The sequence below is a fragment of the Acetobacterium sp. genome (assembly GCF_039830195.1).
In the GTDB taxonomy this organism is placed as follows: Bacteria; Bacillota; Clostridia; order Eubacteriales; family Eubacteriaceae; genus Acetobacterium.
Genome location: NZ_JBDODG010000045.1, coordinates 42,926 through 60,404, shown reverse-complemented (window position 1 = coordinate 60,404; position 17,479 = coordinate 42,926). Strand labels below are relative to the sequence as shown.

Here is a 17,479-nt window from a genome sequence, read left to right as displayed (position 1 = left end):
TACAATTGATACGATGTTAGGTATATACCCGAGTGTCAGCATTTTAAAAGATTGAAACCAGTATTTTTTAGCTGTAACTAAGAAATTTTTAGCTTATCTGCTGTTTTTTAACTGTTTGAAATTGAAAGCTTTTATTTAATCACCTCCTGGTTGATTTTATCAACTATAATCAACTGCAAATCGATTGTGCTTTTATGATAAAGGTTCTATAATCAGGATGAGGTGATGAAATGAAAGAACTTAATATTGGTAAAACGATCGTAACCAAGCGGCGCGAAAAGGGTTTGACCCAAGAAGATCTGGCTGCCTATATCGGGGTGTCCAAGGCCTCGGTTTCCAAATGGGAAACCGGCCAGAGCTACCCGGATATTACCCTATTACCCCAGCTCGGAGCCTATTTTAATATTTCCATCGATGAACTGATGGGCTATTCCCCCCAACTGACCCCGGCAGCGATCAAGGCCCTTTATCATCGGCTGGCCGATGACTTTGCCAGCATACCCTTTGATGAGGTTCTGGCCGAATGCGAAACGATCATTAAAAAATACTACTCCTGTTTTCCACTGCTACTGCAGATGGCGGTACTGCTGGTCAATCATCATATGCTGGCTGCTAATCGCAAAAGCGCCAAAACGATTCTGGATCAGGCCGTCACGCTGTGCCAGCGGATCAGAGCCGAAAGCGATGACCGGAACCTGACCCGGGATGCGATCGCAATTGAAGGCACCTGCTATCTGATGCTCAACCAGCCGGCACAGGTTATGGAACTGCTGGGTGAAACTGTCCGCCCCTTCCCCACCGATACCGAAATGCTGGCCCAGGCCTATCAGATGGCCGGTAACCCGGACAAGGCCCGGCAGGTGTTGCAGATCAGCAGCTATCAGCATCTGCTATTTCTGGTTTCCACGGCTTCCGCCTATCTGATGCTCAATGCCAATGATCTTGGCTCGGTTGAAAAGATTCTGACCCGCACCCTGGGGGTGGCCGAGCTCTATGATCTGGATGCCCTCCACCCTAATACCATGGCTCAGGTTTATTACGCCGCCGCTCAGGTCTATGCCAGTCATCAGGATGCCGACACCGCCCTGGCCTATCTGGCTGACTATACTAAGGTCTGTGTTTCTGACTTTTTCCCCTATGCCCTTCACGGTGACGACTATTTTGACGCCATCCAGCCCTGGTTTGAGGATTTCGACCTGGGAGTAGGACCTCCCCGCAGTGAGGAAGTCATTAAACAAAGCATGCTGGATGGCTTGGTGGAAAACCCCCAGTTTGACTTTATTAAAATGGATCGCCGCTTTCAGGATCTGATAAAACAATTGGAAGCACATTTAATTAACAAAGGAGACAATCAATGAAACGACTCGGAATATTTTTAGGATTAACTTTTTTTCTGACCTGGGCTCTGGAATTCGCTTTAATGGCCAATGGCGGGCTGTCCAGCAGCTATAGCATTTTTGTTCTATCAGCGGTAATGCTGATGCCGGCTATTTCAGTGGTGGCAACCCGGCTAATTACCAGAGAAGGGTTTAAAGATTTTGGGCTCAAGCCCCATCTGAGAGGTAATGTCCGCTATTATCTGATCGCCTGGTTTGGCCCGGCGCTGCTGATTGCATTGGGCGCACTGATCTATTTTCTGCTGTTCCCCAGTCAGTTTGACCCCACCATGAATCAGATGGCCAGCCTCTATGCGGCACAGGGTGTATCCCTGCCAGAAGGTACCCTATTTACCATCTTTATCGCCCAGCTGGCGTTGGGAATTTTTTTAAGCCCGCTACTGAACATCATCACCACCTCTGGCGAAGAAATCGGCTGGCGCGGTTATCTGCTACCCAAGCTGATGGAAAGCTACAGCCCCCGGGTTTCGATTATTATTTCCGGGGTCATCTGGGGTTTGTGGCATGCGCCGATCATTGCTATGGGGCATAATTACGGCACCGGCTATTCCACCGCACCCTGGGGCGGGATTCTGGCGATGGTCGTCTTCTGTTTGTTTATTGGTTCCTTTTTCTCATTTCTGGCAATTCGCACCAAAAGCTTTTTGCCGGCTTCGATCGCCCATGGTTCCCTGAATGGCTTTGCTGCTATATCAATCTGGTTTACCCTGGGAACCCCCAGCCCCTTTCTCGGGCCCTCGCCCACCGGCGTCATCGGTGGCATCGGCTTAATTATCGTGGGTATCATCTGTTTTATCCTGATTGGAGCAAAAAAACCAGAATTACCGAAATAATGTATCAATTGGAAAGTCGCTTATTGTCATTTTTACAGGCAAACAACAAGCGATTCTTCAAATTTTTATCGATATTTCATTAATACGTTACTAGTATCTTAAACAATACTAATACCACTATTAATTTAATTTCTTCTTATTATATATACGAATTCTAACGTAATAAAAAACAGTTTAATATCATAAAATTTAAACTGTTTTACGGTAATTAATGATTTTAAGTTGACATAATCATATAGCTTTGATATAATGTAATCAATAAAGTTGTGAAGTATGTACTTTGAGTAGTTTTCCTGGTGAGCTTGTTTACGTGTTGAGAAACGTGGAAATGTGTAAGCCGGGAGCTTAATAAATGAAATCTGTACAGAAAAACATTTTATGGAACTGGGGCTTGTGTAGGATCGTGAGGTCATACACTATACTATTGGGCAATTTTGCCATAAATGGTATATTGTGAGTTATTTTTATAGCGAAGCTGGGGCACTCTAACTCTGTATTTTCAGAGTTGGAGTGCCCTTTTTTTATAGATTTTTCCTTTAAGATTTTGGATTTCTCTACGAACTCGGTATACATTGCTTTTCCTTGATTTTAATCACTCCATCGAGAAAGGATAAAAATCAAGTTAATATAAATTTGCTACTTACATTCAGGAGGAAAAAATGAAAAAGAAAAAATTAGTGATAATGGTTTTAGGCGTGTTGCTGGCCGGTATTTTAAGTGGTTGTTCCGGAGCATCCGCTGACGAAACCACCTATTCAAAGATTATGGAAAAGGGTGAGATGACCTTTGCGATGACTGGTGCCTATCCCCCCTTTAACTACATCGATGAAAATGGTGCTCTGGCCGGATTTGATATTGAAATCGCAAATGCCATCGCCGCAAAAATGGGGGTTACGGCCAAACCCATCACCGTCGAATGGGACGGCATCATCGGCGGCCTGACCGGAAATCGCTTTGATATGATTATCGGCAGTATGGCGGTGACTGATGAACGCCTGAAACAGGTTAGCTTTAGCGATCCTTACTACTATGACGGGGCGCAGTTTTTTGCCAAAGCCGGTTCCGGTTTAAACAACATTAGCGAACTGGAAAATGGCAAGGTCGGCGTTGTTACCGGTACCACCTTCCATGAATATTTGGACGGGATGACAAACATTGCCGAAATTCTTCAATTCCAGAGTGACGTCGATAACTTTAAAAGTGTGGACCAGGGCCGTTCCGATGGGCTGGTTACCAGCAAGGTCGTTGGCGCCCGCGCTCCGATCGATTATGGGGTCGCCATCGAGCCCGTCGGTGATCTGCTTTATACTGAAAATATCGCCATCGCGATCCGTCAGGATGATAAGGAGCTGCTGGAAGCCGTTAACAAGGCCCTGGCCGCCATCATTGCCGATGGAACCTATGCCGAAATCAGCAATCGCTGGTTTGGCATGAACATTCTTGAAAAATAACAGTGATGCATTCAGGCAGTCCGGATCTTAACCGAACTGCCTGAACCCATTTGAATCGGATCCGGGTGGATCTGAATGAAACCAAATCTAAAACTGTGACATCCGTGTCTTTTTATAGAGACGACACGGATGTCATCATTTTATGGTTATTTTAATTACTACTTATTCAAAAAACAGGAGGTATCCAATGGATGCTATCATCAATAATAGTATCGAATTTTTTAAAACCGTGGTGGAATTTGCGCCGAAGTTTATTCCCGGCGTTATATTAACCCTGCAACTGGCGTTCTTTTCAATCATTCTAGGGATGATTATCGGTCTGGTGGTGGCCGTTTTAAAACTGACCAAATACAAGTGGCTTAAAAAAATCATGGACGTCTATATCACCATCGTCCGGGGAACCCCGCTATTACTCCAATTGTATTTTATCTTTTATGGGCTCCCCAGCCTGGGCATTATGATTGACTCATTCCCCTCGGCGATCATTGCTCTGGCCCTACATAACGGCGCCTACATCAGCGAAATCTTCCGGGGTTCCATCGAATCCATCGACTATGGCCAGCGTGAAGCTGCCCGGTCGCTGGGTATGACCAAATGGCAGGCGATGAAACGAGTGGTGCTGCCCCAGGCGTTTAAGCGCTCTGTTCCGGCTTTAGGTAATCAGTTTATCATTGCCGTCAAGGACTCTTCCCTGGCCAGTGTGATTACCATCACCGAAACAATGCTGCTGGCCCGCCAGTTTGGCGCCGCCACCTTTAATGTCTTCCCGATTTATTTCACCGCCGGGGTATATTACCTGATTATTACCATGGGGTTGACAAAAGTTCTCAGCATCGTTGAACAAAAGTTAAAAGTAAATGAGAGGTAAACAATGAGCATGATCGAAATAAAAAATTTACATAAATATTTTGGCGAACTGGAAGTGTTACGCGGCATCGATTTAACCGTTGACGAAAGTGAGGTCGTCTGTCTGATTGGTTCCAGTGGATCGGGAAAAAGCACCCTGCTGCGCTGTATCAATTTCCTGGAAGAGAAAAACGAGGGTGAAATCTATATTGATGGGCAATTGGTGACGACCAAAGACATCAATCAAATCCGCCAGAAGGTCGGTATGGTTTTTCAGCGCTTTAATCTTTTTCCCCATATGACGGTTATTCAAAATGTGATGGAAGGTCCCATCACCGTTAAAAAAATGGATAAGCAAAAAGCCCGGGAGCTGGCCATGGAGCTACTTGAAAAGGTCAACCTGCTGGACAAAGCTGACGAATACCCGGCCATGCTTTCTGGTGGGCAGCAGCAGCGGGTAGCGATTGCCCGTTCTTTAGCGATGGAGCCCAAGGTGATTTTATTTGATGAGCCGACCTCGGCCCTGGATCCGGAACTGGTTGGCGAAGTCCTGGGGGTCATGAATGACCTCGCTAAAGAAGGCCGAACGATGATTATTGTAACCCACGAAATGGGCTTTGCCAAAGAGGTAGCCGACCGGGTCATCTTTATCCATGAAGGTCAAATTGCTGAAGAAGGCACTCCGGAAGATATTTTTGATCGCCCGGAAAATGAACGACTGCAGAACTTTCTGGGGCAAATTTTAGTCTAGGTTCCCTTTTTACCAGTGTGCATCGGTCAAGTCTTCAAACCAATCTTTTTTGAACTTCCTGATATTAAGTGCTATACTGATAGTAACAGTAATTTATATCACCATCAAAAGAGGAGGAAATCAATGAAGTTACTTGTTTATGTCTTAAGCCAGCCGGACAAACTGGATGCACTGCTGGCAGCCTTGGCGACCAAACGAATATGCGGAGCCACAGTTCTGGAAAGCCGGGGCATGGCCCGACACCTCAGTCATCTCCACGATGCTGATGAAATCCCCATTCTCAGTTCATTAAGGTCGTTTCTCAATCCGGAAGTGGCTCAAGGTAATGTTATTTTTGTCATTCTCGAAGATGAAAAAATAGGCCAGGTCGTCGAAGTGATTGAGTCCACAGTCGCCCATCTGGATGAACCAGATTCGGGCATTGTCTTCACCATCCCCGTCGATTTCGCGAAAGGTCTGTGTTCAATTGGAAGCTAAACTTATCATTGAAATAGCGATTATGTTGTTAGCCGGAATCCTGCTGGGACGAGTGGCCAAACAATTCAAAATGCCCAATGTCACCGGATACCTGTTTGCCGGACTTATTTTGGGACCTTCGTTTCTCAATCTCATCTCGATTGATATGGTCAACGGTTTTGTGGTGATCTCAGATATTGCCCTGGGTTTCATCGCCTTTTCCATCGGCAGTCAATTTGACCTCAACTATTTCCGAAAGGTCGGTATCGCTCCGATTGTGATTGCCACGGCAGAAGCCCTAATGGCGGTGATTCTAGTTACTCTGGTGCTGATGCTTTTCGGTTTTGATCCCAAACTTGCGATCATGCTAGGCGCGATTGCCGCCGCCACCGCTCCGGCTCAAACCATTATGGTAATCAAGCAATATGATGCCAAAGGCCCCCTGACCTCGATGCTGATGAGCGTCGTCGCGATTGATGACGCGATTGCTCTGATCGCCTTTGGTTTTGCTGCAACCATCGTCAATGCCATGAATTCAACCGTCGAAACAAGCCTGATCCTCTCGATTCTGGCCCCTTTTTATGAGGTCATTATTTCGTTTGTGCTGGGCGCTGCGGCGGGAATCCTGATGAAACTGTTTTTTCGTTTTTTCAAGAAACCCTCCAATCAAATCTGCATCGTCATTGCCTTTATTTTACTGACCTACTGGGTCGCTGATTTGCTTCATGGTTCCCCATTACTGGCCTGTATGGCACTGGGCGGTGTCCTCGTCAATATTTACCGCGACCATATCGATGCCTTGATGAAGACCACCGATGCCTTTACCCCACCAATTTTCATGGTCTTTTTTGTCATCTCCGGGGCCGGATTTCAAGTTTCCGCCCTGCCAGCGATTGGGCTGATCGGGATCATCTATGTGGTTGTCCGGGTTATTGGCAAAATGGCCGGGGCCTGGTTTGGTGGTAAAATCAGCCATCAGAACGAAAATATTTGCAAATATCTGGGACCAACCCTGATGCCCCAGGCCGGCGTCGCGCTAGGGCTGGTGGTCGTTGCTGCTAAAATAGTTCCCCTCTACGCTGAACAGATCCAGGTCGTAATTTTGTGTTCCACCTTTATCTATTCGGTGGTCGGTCCGATTGCCGCCAAGTATGCTCTGGTTAAAGCTGGAGAAATCACACTGCCCGAGACCAGACCGATATACCCTAAAAAAATTCATTCCTAAAACAGCAATGGCGATGCTTCCTTCTAAATAGGAAGTATCGCCATTGTTAATTTATTTCCAGTACCAACGTGTTACTTAAACCTGACAGCCTTTTTAAAACTTCAATCGTGATAAACAGCTCAAATCAAAGGCACCCACGACTTGGCCGACCGCATCCCGGACGCCAACCTGATTGACGCCGTTTTCCAGACAGATCCGGATCCCCACAATCAGCGGATCAGCGGCGCTGACCCACAGCGTTATCGCCTTTTCGGAGACATTGCCGTTAAAGGGACAAACCACCTGTTCGATTTTGACAATATTCAAATAGGATAGAAAACCCTTGTTGCCGATAAAGTCATCAGCAAAATGACTCTTGCTGTGAAAAACAATGGCATCCCGGGAGCCCATTTCCATGATTTCACCCTGGTTCATCACCACAATTTTGGTCCCCAGCTTGATGGCTTCCTCAATGTCGTGGGTGACAAAGACGATGGTTTTATTCAGGGTTTGATAAATCCGGATGATTTCATCCTGGAGCACCCCCCGATTAATCTGATCCACCGCCCCCAGGGGCTCGTCCATTAAAATAATCTCCGGATCGGCCGCCAGCGCCCGGGCAATGCCAACCCGCTGCTTCTGGCCGCCGCTTAATTCGTTGGGGTATTTAGGCAGATAGTTTTCTTCCAGACCGACCAGCTGAATCAGTTCCCGGGCTCGTTCCTTTTTCAGGGTTTCGCTGGCTTTTTGAATATCCAGAGCATAGGCAATATTTTTTTCAATGGTCAGGTGGGGAAACAGCCCCACCTGCTGAATGACGTAACCGATATTGCGTTTTAAGGTAATCGGATCCCAGTCTTTGAGCTCTTTTCCCTTAATCCGGATTTCCCCGCTGTCCGGCTTGATCAGGCCGTTCATCATTTTTAACAGGGTCGTTTTGCCGCAGCCGGAAGGACCAATCAGCACGACAAACTCACCCTGTGAAACGGTCAGGCTCAAATGCCGGATAATCGGTTTCTCGGCTTGATACTGCTGGCTGACATCATGAAACTCGATCATCGGCTTATAATAAGCCCTTGGCTTTCAGGAATTCAGCGGCAACGTCGCCGGCATCGCGGTTTTCTTTTTCCACATAATAATTCATCTGCTGCATTTCCTCGTCACTGATCTGTCCCGCCAGCTGGTTCAGAATCCCTTCCAGTTCCGGATATTTGTCCAGGGTTTCCTGACGGATGACGGTGGCTGCTTCATAGGCCGGGAAGAAGCCCTTATCGTCTTTTAGCACCTTTAAGTCATATTCGGCCAGCAGTCCGTCGGTGGAAAAGTTGTTGATGACATCCACCTGACCCTCGCCGATGGCCTTGTATTTCAGACCGATATCCAGCTCTTTGGTTTCTTTGAAATTAAAACCGTAGGCCGTAACCAGTCCGGGATAGCCGTCTTCACGTTCGTAAAAATCATACTCCGCTCCCAGGCTCAGGTTATTGCTCTGGGCCGCCAGATCCGAGAAGGTATTAATCCCCATGCTATCAGCTTTGGTTTTATCAATCGCCAGGGCGTAGGTGTCATTAAAGCCGTAGCGATCCAGCCAGGCAAAATTATATTTTTCCTGATACTGGCTCTTAACCCCTTCATACAGGGCTTCCGGATCGGTCACCAGCTCATTTTTCAGCACAAACAGCCAGCCGGTACCGGTATATTCCGGGTACATATCGATTTCGCCGGCTTCCATGGCCGGCTGAATATTCGAGGTTCCGCCGCCAATACCCATCTTATACTCCACTTTAATATCGGAGTTGGCTTCAATCAGCTGACCCATCATTTCGGCAATAATATAGCTTTCCGCCATCGGTTTTGAGGCGATGACCACCTTCTTTTCCTCGGCTTGACAACCGGCTGCTAACAATACCAGCACGACAATCAGTGCTAAACTCATCCACTTTTTCATTTTGTCCTCCTTAATAATCTTTTTTCTACAATTCCCAACAATCCATCAGCCACAAAGGCCAGTAAGGCTACCAGCAAGCTGCCGGCTACCGTCATTTCATCAAAATTCGTGGTGATCCCCCGCCAGATCGCCACCCCCAGGCCGCCGGCGCCAATAAAGGACGCAATCCCGGCCAGGGCAATCGTCATCACCACCATGTTGCGGATCCCGGCGATGATCACCGGTAAGGCCAGGGGAAACTGAATCTTTGAAAGTAACTGCCAGGGGGTGCTGCCCATCCCCACCGCCGCCTCGAGAATCTGATCATCCACCTCGGTGAGGCCGACATAGGTATTGCGGATTACCGGCAGCAGCCCGTAAATCACCAGGGCAATGATCGCCGTGGTATTGCCGATCCCGGTGATCGAGACAAAAAAACCGAACATCGCAATCGAGGGAATGGTATAAAGCACGTTGGTCAGGCCAATCACCACGCTGGCGGCTTTTTGTGATTTGGCAATCAGAACCCCGGTGGTCACCCCCACCACCGTAATAATCACAATCGCAATCAGACTCAGCATCAGATGCTGTAGCAGCAGTTCAATAAAAAAGTCGCTGCGGGCCTGCAGCAATTTGCCTAAACTTATAATGAATTCCATCGGCATTTCCGTCTCTTTCATCGTGTTTTAAATTATTTTGACCCCATCGTCAACAACCGTAATAAGTCCGACCGGATCTTTTAAACATGCTCAATATCGGTGTATTGAGCCACCTCATGACTGATCGTCATCAAATCGCCGACATCCAGCTGGTGAATATCATCCCGGCCGTTGGTCCGGGCAAAAACCCGCAGCTCGTCGGCGGTGGCATTATAAAAGTTCTCAAATTGGCGCAGCACTTTTTCTTCATTAAAGAGGCTCCGCAATACTTCATCCTGAGTGGCAATCCCGGCCGGACATTTTCCGGTATGACAGATCCGTGACTGCAGGCAGCCAATGGCAATCAGCGAGGCCGTCGCCAGGGCAATGGCATCAGCGCCCAGTGCCAACCCCTTGGCAATGTCCGCACTGTCACGAAACCCACCGGTGGCACAAAGGGTCACCTCACTGCCTAACTGATCCAAAAATCGCCGGGCCCGCCGAATGGCGAAAATGGCTGGAATCCCCACATTATCTTTGAGAAATCTGGGAGATGAACCGGTGGCGCCGCCCCGGCAGTCAATGGTGATAAAATCCGGTTCAGCCATCAGCGCCATTGCCAGATCTGCTTCCAGATGACTGGTGGCAATTTTGATGCCAATCGGAACGCCGCCGGTTATTTCCCGGATTCGGGCAACTCGATCAACCAGATCCCGGATCTCATCGACCCCGGCCAGCCGACCGGGCGCTATCGCCGCTTCGCCGACCTTGAGTTTTCTGATCTGAGCAATTTCGGCGGTGATCTTTTCCTCGGGCAAATGCCCCCCCAAACCGGGCTTGACGCCCTGGCCGATTTTTATTTCGACTGCATCGGCCTGTTTCATAATCGCTTCATCATAGCTAAACGCCGCTGTCCCCTGCTCGTAAATGTAATGCCGGGCGGCCTGACGGGATTCCGGGAGCATCCCCCCTTCACCGGAGCACATCGCCGTGTCCACCAGACTGCTGCCCTTGGCCAGGGCCACCTTGGCTTCCTTCGATATGGCGCCATAAGACATATGCGACACATAAAAGGGCAGCGCCAGGGTCAACGGCTTTTTGGCGTTTTTTCCGATGACGGTTTTGAGACTGACCGCCACTTCTTCATTTAAGGGCATCCGCTGCAATTGGGTACCTTTAAAAAGCAGAGTCTTAAAATCCGGGAAGGTCTCCAGCGTTCGCATCGCCGAGTTTTCACTTTTGCCGGTTTCGGCCAGCTTTTTAATGATGGCATATTTATTATTAAACGGGTCACCCTCTTGATCCTGGTTCTTCAATTCACCAACCATCCCCGGATCAACAAATTTTACGTACCAGTGCTGACCGCTGCAAAAGGGTTTATTTTTTGACTGACCGCAACGGCATAAACTGCAATGCTCTTTGGATTCGGGCTGCTCGGACGCTGGCGTATCACCCAGCTCCAAAGAAATCCCGCCGCGGACATGGTAGGGTCCGTCTTCATCCAGCTGAATGGCTTCGACATCGGTAAAGGCATCGACCCGCACCCCATCAATCGAATAACTCAGCGCCCCGGAAGGACATTTTTTAATGGTTTCAATGATCCGCTCTTTGGCTTCTGCATCAGGATCAATCCAGGGTTCCTCAGTCATCCGAAAGACTTTAGGCAAGCCATCGGTACAAAACCCGGCATGGGAACAGATCCCCCGGTCATCATGGATTGTAATTTCCCGGCCCTCATAGGTATCCAGTTGCCGGGGCACCCGATCCGGGCTTTTTTCGCCTGAAAAAACAATTTTCCCATGGGTGCCGTCACAAAACGGCTTGGTTTTTGACGCCCCGCAGCGGCACAAGGCCACCGCCGCCTCCGTCACCAATACATTTCGGGTGGTGGATTCCTGAATCTCCGACAAACCGGTCACCACATAGGGCCCATCTCTCGATACCCGGATCAGTGTTTTTTTAGCCATCTGCGTCATCCCCTTTCATTTTTCCTTATGGTTTGGTTTATACCCAAAATTTTGAGGTTCACACAGTGGTTCTCAGCGTCATCGTCATTATCTGAATTGTCGGAAAATATAAAAAACTTCTTCTGATAATTCTTTCTATTTTTTATTGAAGTGTGAATATTCTTCATTTATTTGGGTAGGCATCTAATAGGATTAAGATTCACACCCGAAAGGAGAACCAATGAAACTAATCATTCATGACTTGAACCCAAGTGAAGCTGATCGTTTATTCGGACAACATCCTGACGACGCAATCTTAATTGGAAAAGATCAGGAAATTCACCAATGTGTTGGCTGTTTTGGCTGCTGGATTGAAACACCAGGACTTTGTAAAATAAAAGATGACTTCAGCGATATTGGCAAACGGATGGCTCAGAGTGATGAGGTCGAAATCATCAGTCACTGCCTTTATGGTGGTTTCAGTCCGTTTGTCAAAAACGTACTGGATCGTACCCTGCCCTATCATCAACCCTATTTCACAGTCAGAGATGGTGAAATGCATCAGAAAGACCGATATAAAAACCATGTGAATCTATCCGTTCGGTTTTATGGTGAAGATATCACCCTACCGGAAAAAGCGACTGCCGAAAGGTTTGTGGAGTATAACGGGGTCGACCTCCATGCCCTTTCCCACACGGTAAGCTTTTATAAAAATCTGGAAGAAATGGAGGCTCACCGACAATGAAAATTGGATTAATTAACGGCAGCCCCAAAGCCATGGGCAGTACCTCGGAAGTATTGCTTGACGAACTGAAGACACTGATCCCGCCAGATCATGATCTGGTCAGTTTCGGCATCCACCATGCGATGCTCGGAGTCAACCAGTTAGAAGACATTGCCAGCTGCGACGTGCTAGTTTTTGCCGTGCCAATGTATATGGGTGGCATTCCTTCTCATCTGTTGCATTGTTTAATTCAACTGGAAAAATCATTGATTGAATCGCCCCATGACATAACCGTTTATACCATCGTCAACAATGGTCACTACGAAGGCATTCAGAATGAGACCACCATTGCAATGATGAAAAACTGGACCCACCGGGCTCATCTCAAATGGGGTCAGGGCCTTGGCATCGGGTCAGGTGTTATGATTGCCCTGTCTAAAGATGTCCCCCTGGGACATGGATCAAAGAAAAACCTGGCCCAACCCTACAGTGTCTTTGTCAATAATCTGCTTGACCGGGAATCCGGCGATAACCTCTACGTCAATCCCACCTATCCCCGTTTCGCATTAATACAGGGCGCCAATCACGACTGGACCAAACAGGGCAAGGCCCACGGCTTACGAAAAAAAGATTTAACCATTGCTCCCTAAGCAAAAGGCCTCCACGGATGTGGAGGCCTGAGTTTGTCGCTAAACTACCGTACCGACCAATTGTTAATCTGTTGTTCGCCGCGGCCAATACGAAATCCGCTTTGCTCCTTTCGCATTAGTCGCGGTCAGTCGCCAACTACAAGCAAGCTTGTGATTGGCTCGTTGCCTTCGCGAAAATCGGACAGGCTCTGCCGTGTCCGCTCCGATGCGTACAACATGATGTAACAATTGTCGGTACTAGGTTATTTTTGACAGTCTGATAGCTCCACGCAAGTGGAGGCCTTTTGCACTGATGCCCATTTAGTAGTTATTTATCACTTCAAAGTCGACGACGCTCACTGGTCGGCCGCAATAATAGCCCTGGACTTCATCACAGCCCTTTTTCTTAAGAAAATTGAGCTGCGCTTCCGTCTCCACCCCTTCAGCAACTACCCGCAGGCCCAGCTTTTGGGCCAGATGAATCATCACTGAAATGATTGATTCGTCCCGGGGATTCTCTCCGATTCCCCAGATAAACTGGCGGTCGATTTTTATACGGTCCACTGGCAGATCTTTGAGCCGGCTCATCGAAGAAAAAGCGGTGCCAAAGTCATCAATACTGATGTCTACCCCCAGTCTTTTTAAAGCATACAGCTGCCGGATTACATATTGCGAGGTTTTCATAGCAATGCCTTCAGTAATTTCCAGTTCCAGATACTGGGGTTCCAGCCCGGATACTTCCAGACAGGTATGAATAATCCGCTCCAGATTGGAACTGCGAAACTGCTCCACCGACAGATTCACAGCCATCCGCACCGGTTTGTATCCCTGCTTTTGCCAGGCCTTGTTCTGGGCACAGGCGGTCTTCAGCACCCATTCGCCAATTGTACTGATCAGTCCACTTTGTTCAGCCAGGGGAATAAATACTTCTGGAGAAATAATCCCCCGTTCCGGATGGTTCCACCGCAGCAGAGCTTCAAAGCCGGTAATCTCATGGGTAATCGCTGAAACCTGGGGTTGGTAGTGGAGAAACAGTTCCTGACGCTCTAAGGCCCGATGAAGACGGTTGGTCAGGGTCACCTTTTCTTGAACAGCCTCTTTCATATCCCCTGAACAGTAAGCCATCCGGCCTTTTCCACTTTTTTTGGCAGCATACATCGCCAGATCGGCATTTTTTATCAGGGTCGTGACATTTTCTCCATCGCTGGGATAAACGGCAATTCCACCACTGCCTGAAATGTGCAATTCCTGTTCGGCCACCAGCAAGGGACGATGAAATATTGACATCACCTTCTCGGCAATTATTTCCAGCTCGTGGTTGTGAGAAAACTGAGGAACCATAATCAGAAACTCGTCGCCACCAAACCGACCCACCAAACCCGCTTCACCAAGACAATCGGTCAGCCGTTTCCCAATCTGATTAAGCAGCTGGTCGCCCCAGTCATGACCCAAGGTATCATTTACTTCCTTAAAACCATCCAGATCAATAAAAATCACTGCCAAATTTTTAGCGGTTTGCCCGACCAGATCAATAGCCCGCTCCAATCGCCGGTAAAACAAAGCCCGATTGGGCATCCCCGTAAGAGGATCATAGTAAGCTAAATAATTCATATCTTGTTCGGTTTCCACCTTGGCGATGGCATCCGCCAGAATATTGGCTAACACTCGCAACCAGTCCTGGTCGATTCCTCGTAAAGACTTACCACTACGAATCTCATCAAATCCGATCAGACCGATAATGCCGTGATTACTCTGAATAGGAACGAGTATCTGAGACCGGACTTTGCCCTTTTTAAGCTGTAGACGTTCGGCTTCGGCTGTCATGGGAAGCTGATCAGGACTGGGAATATAAACTATCTCATTCTTTAAAATCTGCCCGACACTCCAGGAAAGCGTGGTAATCCCGACACTATTTATTTCTTCCATCCAGGATGTGATTCCTTCGTTCACCCATTCATGGGTACAAAACAATATTTTTTTATCTTCGGAAAAGCGGCAGACATATACCCGATCAATGCCGGTAAAATCTCCGCTTCTTTTTAGTAATTGATTGACCTTTTCTTCAAAATTACTCCGGTTCATGGTTACAAAATCAGCTGATAGTTCTGAAATCATTTTTTGAAAAGCATCCTGTTTGCTGTTTTCCTGTAGCCGCAAAATATAAATCCGGGTGATGATGGTGGTCAGCCCAATCCCGATGATATAGAACAACAGCCTATAAAAATAGAACCGTTCGTCCACCATCATCCATAAATCGGGTAATAGTATCCAGAAAATCACTTCCAGAAGCAGACTTAAGATTCCCAGTCCCAGAAAGATGTTCTTATTGTTAAAAATAACAGTCAGCATCATAAAAAATATCGGCACCGACCAGATGATGTTACTGAACTCCGTGTTAAAATGGACGAGCATCACTACCGGCATCAAAACTCCCAAAAAAAGACCCAGTGCATTCTCCTAGGATTTAATTGACTTGAAGAGATAAGGAATGCACATAACAAAGGTTCCCATCAGCACCAGAATAAAACTTAAGAACACCCCAGTAATGCGGGTATCATTATTGTTGACGCGGCCATAGAAATTAAGAATACTCCCGACAATCATCACGATGCTGATGTATTTAAAAAGTCTGATCCGGCTGATGGTGCTGAGGATTATTCCTTCCGGTTGTGATTCATTCTTGTTTTGCGGCGATGATACCATGCCATATTTATAGATAATGAAAAAGATGCAAGCCACCGGTATCAGCACCTCTACCGGTGCCATGGATGGAATCCGCCCGTTAGGTAGACTGGCCACCACAAAATCGGTAACGGTTCCGAGAAAAAACGCCGCTCCAAAGGACATCATCAGCAACATTGCCTTGGACCGATCAGGGGTATTATTTATTTTTTTATACCACCGAACTAACAGCATCATCGATATATAAGCAAAACTTAAATAATAGGCAAGAAACAGTAGACTAAACCAAAGTTCATTGGTCTCTGAAATCCATCCAGAATCGGTAAGTATCATCTGAATGTGGCCTTTTTCCGGCATGCTGAAAATAAAGAAGACAATAATATTTGCCAATGCCGGCAGATAGAGTACAGTTAAAAGCAGCTTTTTATTATGTGCCTCACTCCAGGGGGCATTTCGAAGAATAATAATAACGTGAAGAAGAAGGCTGTAAGCAACTCCCCAGCCCAACACTGAAAACCGACGCCAAAAAAGGGCTTCCGTAGCAGTCGCTGATGAGTTGGTAGCGGCCACGACAAAACTCCAGATGGCAAAACAAAAACACAATCCGGCAAATACCCGGTTCAGTCTGACATCCTTATTGAGGGTTAAACTATGGGTTCCAAAAATAGCATAGACGACAAATGTCAGATAGAGTGTCATTGATATGAAATTTTGAAGTGTCATTTGCCCTCCTCGAAAATAATTGGTCAACACGAATATTTAGTATTATACTATTTTGCGTCGGGATAATCAATTGGATATTCAGTGCTTGCTGGAACCGGCAAATATATATACGCCTTCGGATTTAAAGTAATTAAATCGGTTAAATATAATCGTTCAGACAGAATAATGGCCTCCCTGAGTAAGGAGGCCATTTCAATTAATTCATATGCTGCTTATTTCTGGTAAATAACAGCAGTTCTGCAAAACCTGTAATTAGTGATCCTGATTAAAAAATGGCGCATACTCCGCCCCCAACCGGATCGCTTCAATCAAACTCACCGGGCTGGCAATACCCTTCCCGGCAATGTCCAGAGCCGTCCCATGATCCACTGAAGTTCTTAATATTGGCATGCCGATGGTAATGGATATGGTCTTTTCAAAATCAACCATTTTGGTAGCGATATGACCCTGATCATGATAAAGCGATAAAACTGCATCGTATTTACCTTTTAAGGCAAAGTGAAAAACACTGTCAGCGCCAATCGGCCCATCAACGTTAACGCCACGCTGCCGAGCCGCTGCCACGGCTGGCATAACGGCATCCACCTCTTCCCGACCGAACAGGCCGTGCTCGCCGCTATGGGGATTCAGACCGGCAACGGCTATATGAGGATTTTTGACCCCCAGAATTTTCAACGCCGATACACTCTGATCAATAAAAGCTAACAGATTGTTCTTTGTAACCAGTTCACAGGCCTGCCGTAGCGAAACATGGCGGCTGAGGAAGAACACCCTGAGGTTATGAACCTGAAACATGGTCAGGGGATTTTGGGTCCGGGTTAATGCCCCGACAATTTCGGTATGGCCAATAAAGGGGACTTTTGCGGCTTTCAGTGATTCCTTGTTAATCGCCGTGGTCGTTAACACGTCAGCTTTTTTATCAAGGCAGAGCCGGGTCGCCACTTCTATATATTCGTAGGCGGCCTTTCCGGTCATAGCTTGAACCGCTCCCATTTTCAGTTTATCCATTTCAATATTATCCAGGTCAATGAGATTAACAACTCCAGACGTGTAGTTTCCATCCCGGGGATCATCGATACAATTGATGCTCAGATCCACGTTTGAAAATTCCATGGCTTTTTGCAGCACCATCCGATCCCCCACCACCACCATTCGGGCTATCTCCTGAACGGCATTGTCAGCCAGGGCTTTTACCGTTATTTCAGGTCCGATGCCGGCTGCATCACCCATCGGAATTGCCAGTATTGGTTTATACATGTTGTTCTCCTTGCC

The 17,479-nt window shown here is 47.2% G+C and carries 16 protein-coding genes; 9 read left to right on the top strand and 7 right to left on the bottom strand.

The features are described 5' to 3' along the window. The first annotated feature begins 230 nt into the window (after positions 1–230). The 7 genes from ABGU93_RS14515 to ABGU93_RS14485 all read left to right on the top strand — a co-directional run bounded on the left by ABGU93_RS14515 (position 231) and on the right by ABGU93_RS14485 (position 6,959). On the top strand, positions 231–1,358 hold the full coding sequence (locus ABGU93_RS14515; RefSeq protein WP_303868387.1) for a helix-turn-helix transcriptional regulator: 1,128 nt from the start codon (positions 231–233) through the stop codon (positions 1,356–1,358). Beyond that, positions 1,355–2,230, top strand: coding sequence for a type II CAAX endopeptidase family protein (locus ABGU93_RS14510; protein ID WP_303868389.1), 876 nt, complete (start codon positions 1,355–1,357; stop codon positions 2,228–2,230). Before ABGU93_RS14515 ends, ABGU93_RS14510 begins: the two co-directional genes overlap by 4 nt. Before the next feature lie 659 nt (positions 2,231–2,889). Further along, on the top strand, positions 2,890–3,681 hold the full coding sequence (locus ABGU93_RS14505; RefSeq protein WP_347414134.1) for an ABC transporter substrate-binding protein: 792 nt from the start codon (positions 2,890–2,892) through the stop codon (positions 3,679–3,681). A 187-nt stretch (positions 3,682–3,868) separates the two neighbouring features. Then, complete coding sequence (locus tag ABGU93_RS14500; RefSeq protein WP_035355263.1) at positions 3,869–4,549, top strand: amino acid ABC transporter permease; 681 nt, start codon at positions 3,869–3,871, stop codon at positions 4,547–4,549. Between the two features lie 9 nt (positions 4,550–4,558). Continuing rightward, on the top strand, positions 4,559–5,278 hold the full coding sequence (locus ABGU93_RS14495) for an amino acid ABC transporter ATP-binding protein (protein ID WP_347414143.1): 720 nt from the start codon (positions 4,559–4,561) through the stop codon (positions 5,276–5,278). A gap of 123 nt (positions 5,279–5,401) precedes the next feature. Then, positions 5,402–5,755: a P-II family nitrogen regulator gene (locus ABGU93_RS14490; protein WP_347414133.1), complete on the top strand. Its 354-nt coding sequence runs from the start codon at positions 5,402–5,404 to the stop codon at positions 5,753–5,755. Then, the gene (locus ABGU93_RS14485; RefSeq protein WP_347414132.1) at positions 5,745–6,959 is read left to right on the top strand and encodes a cation:proton antiporter; all 1,215 of its coding nucleotides are present in this window, start codon (positions 5,745–5,747) and stop codon (positions 6,957–6,959) included. The genes ABGU93_RS14490 and ABGU93_RS14485 overlap by 11 nt, the downstream gene beginning before the upstream one ends. A gap of 93 nt (positions 6,960–7,052) precedes the next feature. On the opposite strand, the gene ABGU93_RS14480 is transcribed toward ABGU93_RS14485, so the two are convergent. From ABGU93_RS14480 to ABGU93_RS14465, 4 genes are read right to left on the bottom strand one after another with little or no spacing between them, the layout of a single operon-like run. Next, positions 7,053–7,997 (bottom strand): ABC transporter ATP-binding protein, encoded by a 945-nt coding sequence (locus tag ABGU93_RS14480; protein WP_347414131.1) that lies wholly within the window; start codon positions 7,995–7,997, stop codon positions 7,053–7,055. Between the two features lie 4 nt (positions 7,998–8,001). Beyond that, on the bottom strand, positions 8,002–8,886 hold the full coding sequence (locus ABGU93_RS14475) for a glycine betaine ABC transporter substrate-binding protein (protein ID WP_347414130.1): 885 nt from the start codon (positions 8,884–8,886) through the stop codon (positions 8,002–8,004). After that, a complete protein-coding gene (locus ABGU93_RS14470) occupies positions 8,883–9,545 on the bottom strand; it encodes an ABC transporter permease (RefSeq protein ID WP_347414129.1) in 663 nt (220 codons plus the stop codon). The genes ABGU93_RS14475 and ABGU93_RS14470 overlap by 4 nt, the downstream gene beginning before the upstream one ends. A 59-nt stretch (positions 9,546–9,604) precedes the next feature. After that, a complete protein-coding gene (locus tag ABGU93_RS14465; RefSeq protein ID WP_347414128.1) occupies positions 9,605–11,470 on the bottom strand; it encodes a glutamate synthase-related protein in 1,866 nt (621 codons plus the stop codon). A gap of 220 nt (positions 11,471–11,690) precedes the next feature. Here ABGU93_RS14465 and ABGU93_RS14460 point away from each other — a divergent pair, with 220 nt between their 5' ends. Together ABGU93_RS14460 and ABGU93_RS14455 are read left to right on the top strand one after the other, a co-directional pair. Further along, a complete protein-coding gene (locus ABGU93_RS14460; RefSeq protein WP_347414127.1) occupies positions 11,691–12,194 on the top strand; it encodes a flavodoxin family protein in 504 nt (167 codons plus the stop codon). Next, complete coding sequence (locus tag ABGU93_RS14455; protein WP_347414126.1) at positions 12,191–12,823, top strand: hypothetical protein; 633 nt, start codon at positions 12,191–12,193, stop codon at positions 12,821–12,823. Before ABGU93_RS14460 ends, ABGU93_RS14455 begins: the two co-directional genes overlap by 4 nt. A 300-nt stretch (positions 12,824–13,123) precedes the next feature. On the opposite strand, the gene ABGU93_RS14450 is transcribed toward ABGU93_RS14455, so the two are convergent. The 3 genes from ABGU93_RS14450 to pdxA form a co-directional block, all read right to left on the bottom strand. After that, positions 13,124–15,226, bottom strand: a complete 2,103-nt coding sequence (locus tag ABGU93_RS14450; RefSeq protein WP_347414125.1) for an EAL domain-containing protein — start codon at positions 15,224–15,226, stop codon at positions 13,124–13,126. 33 nt (positions 15,227–15,259) lie between these two features. After that, positions 15,260–16,207 (bottom strand): histidine kinase N-terminal 7TM domain-containing protein, encoded by a 948-nt coding sequence (locus tag ABGU93_RS14445; RefSeq protein WP_347414124.1) that lies wholly within the window; start codon positions 16,205–16,207, stop codon positions 15,260–15,262. Positions 16,208–16,459: 252 nt separating this feature from the next. Further along, a complete protein-coding gene (pdxA, locus tag ABGU93_RS14440; protein WP_347414123.1) occupies positions 16,460–17,464 on the bottom strand; it encodes a 4-hydroxythreonine-4-phosphate dehydrogenase PdxA in 1,005 nt (334 codons plus the stop codon). Positions 17,465–17,479: the final 15 nt, after the last annotated feature.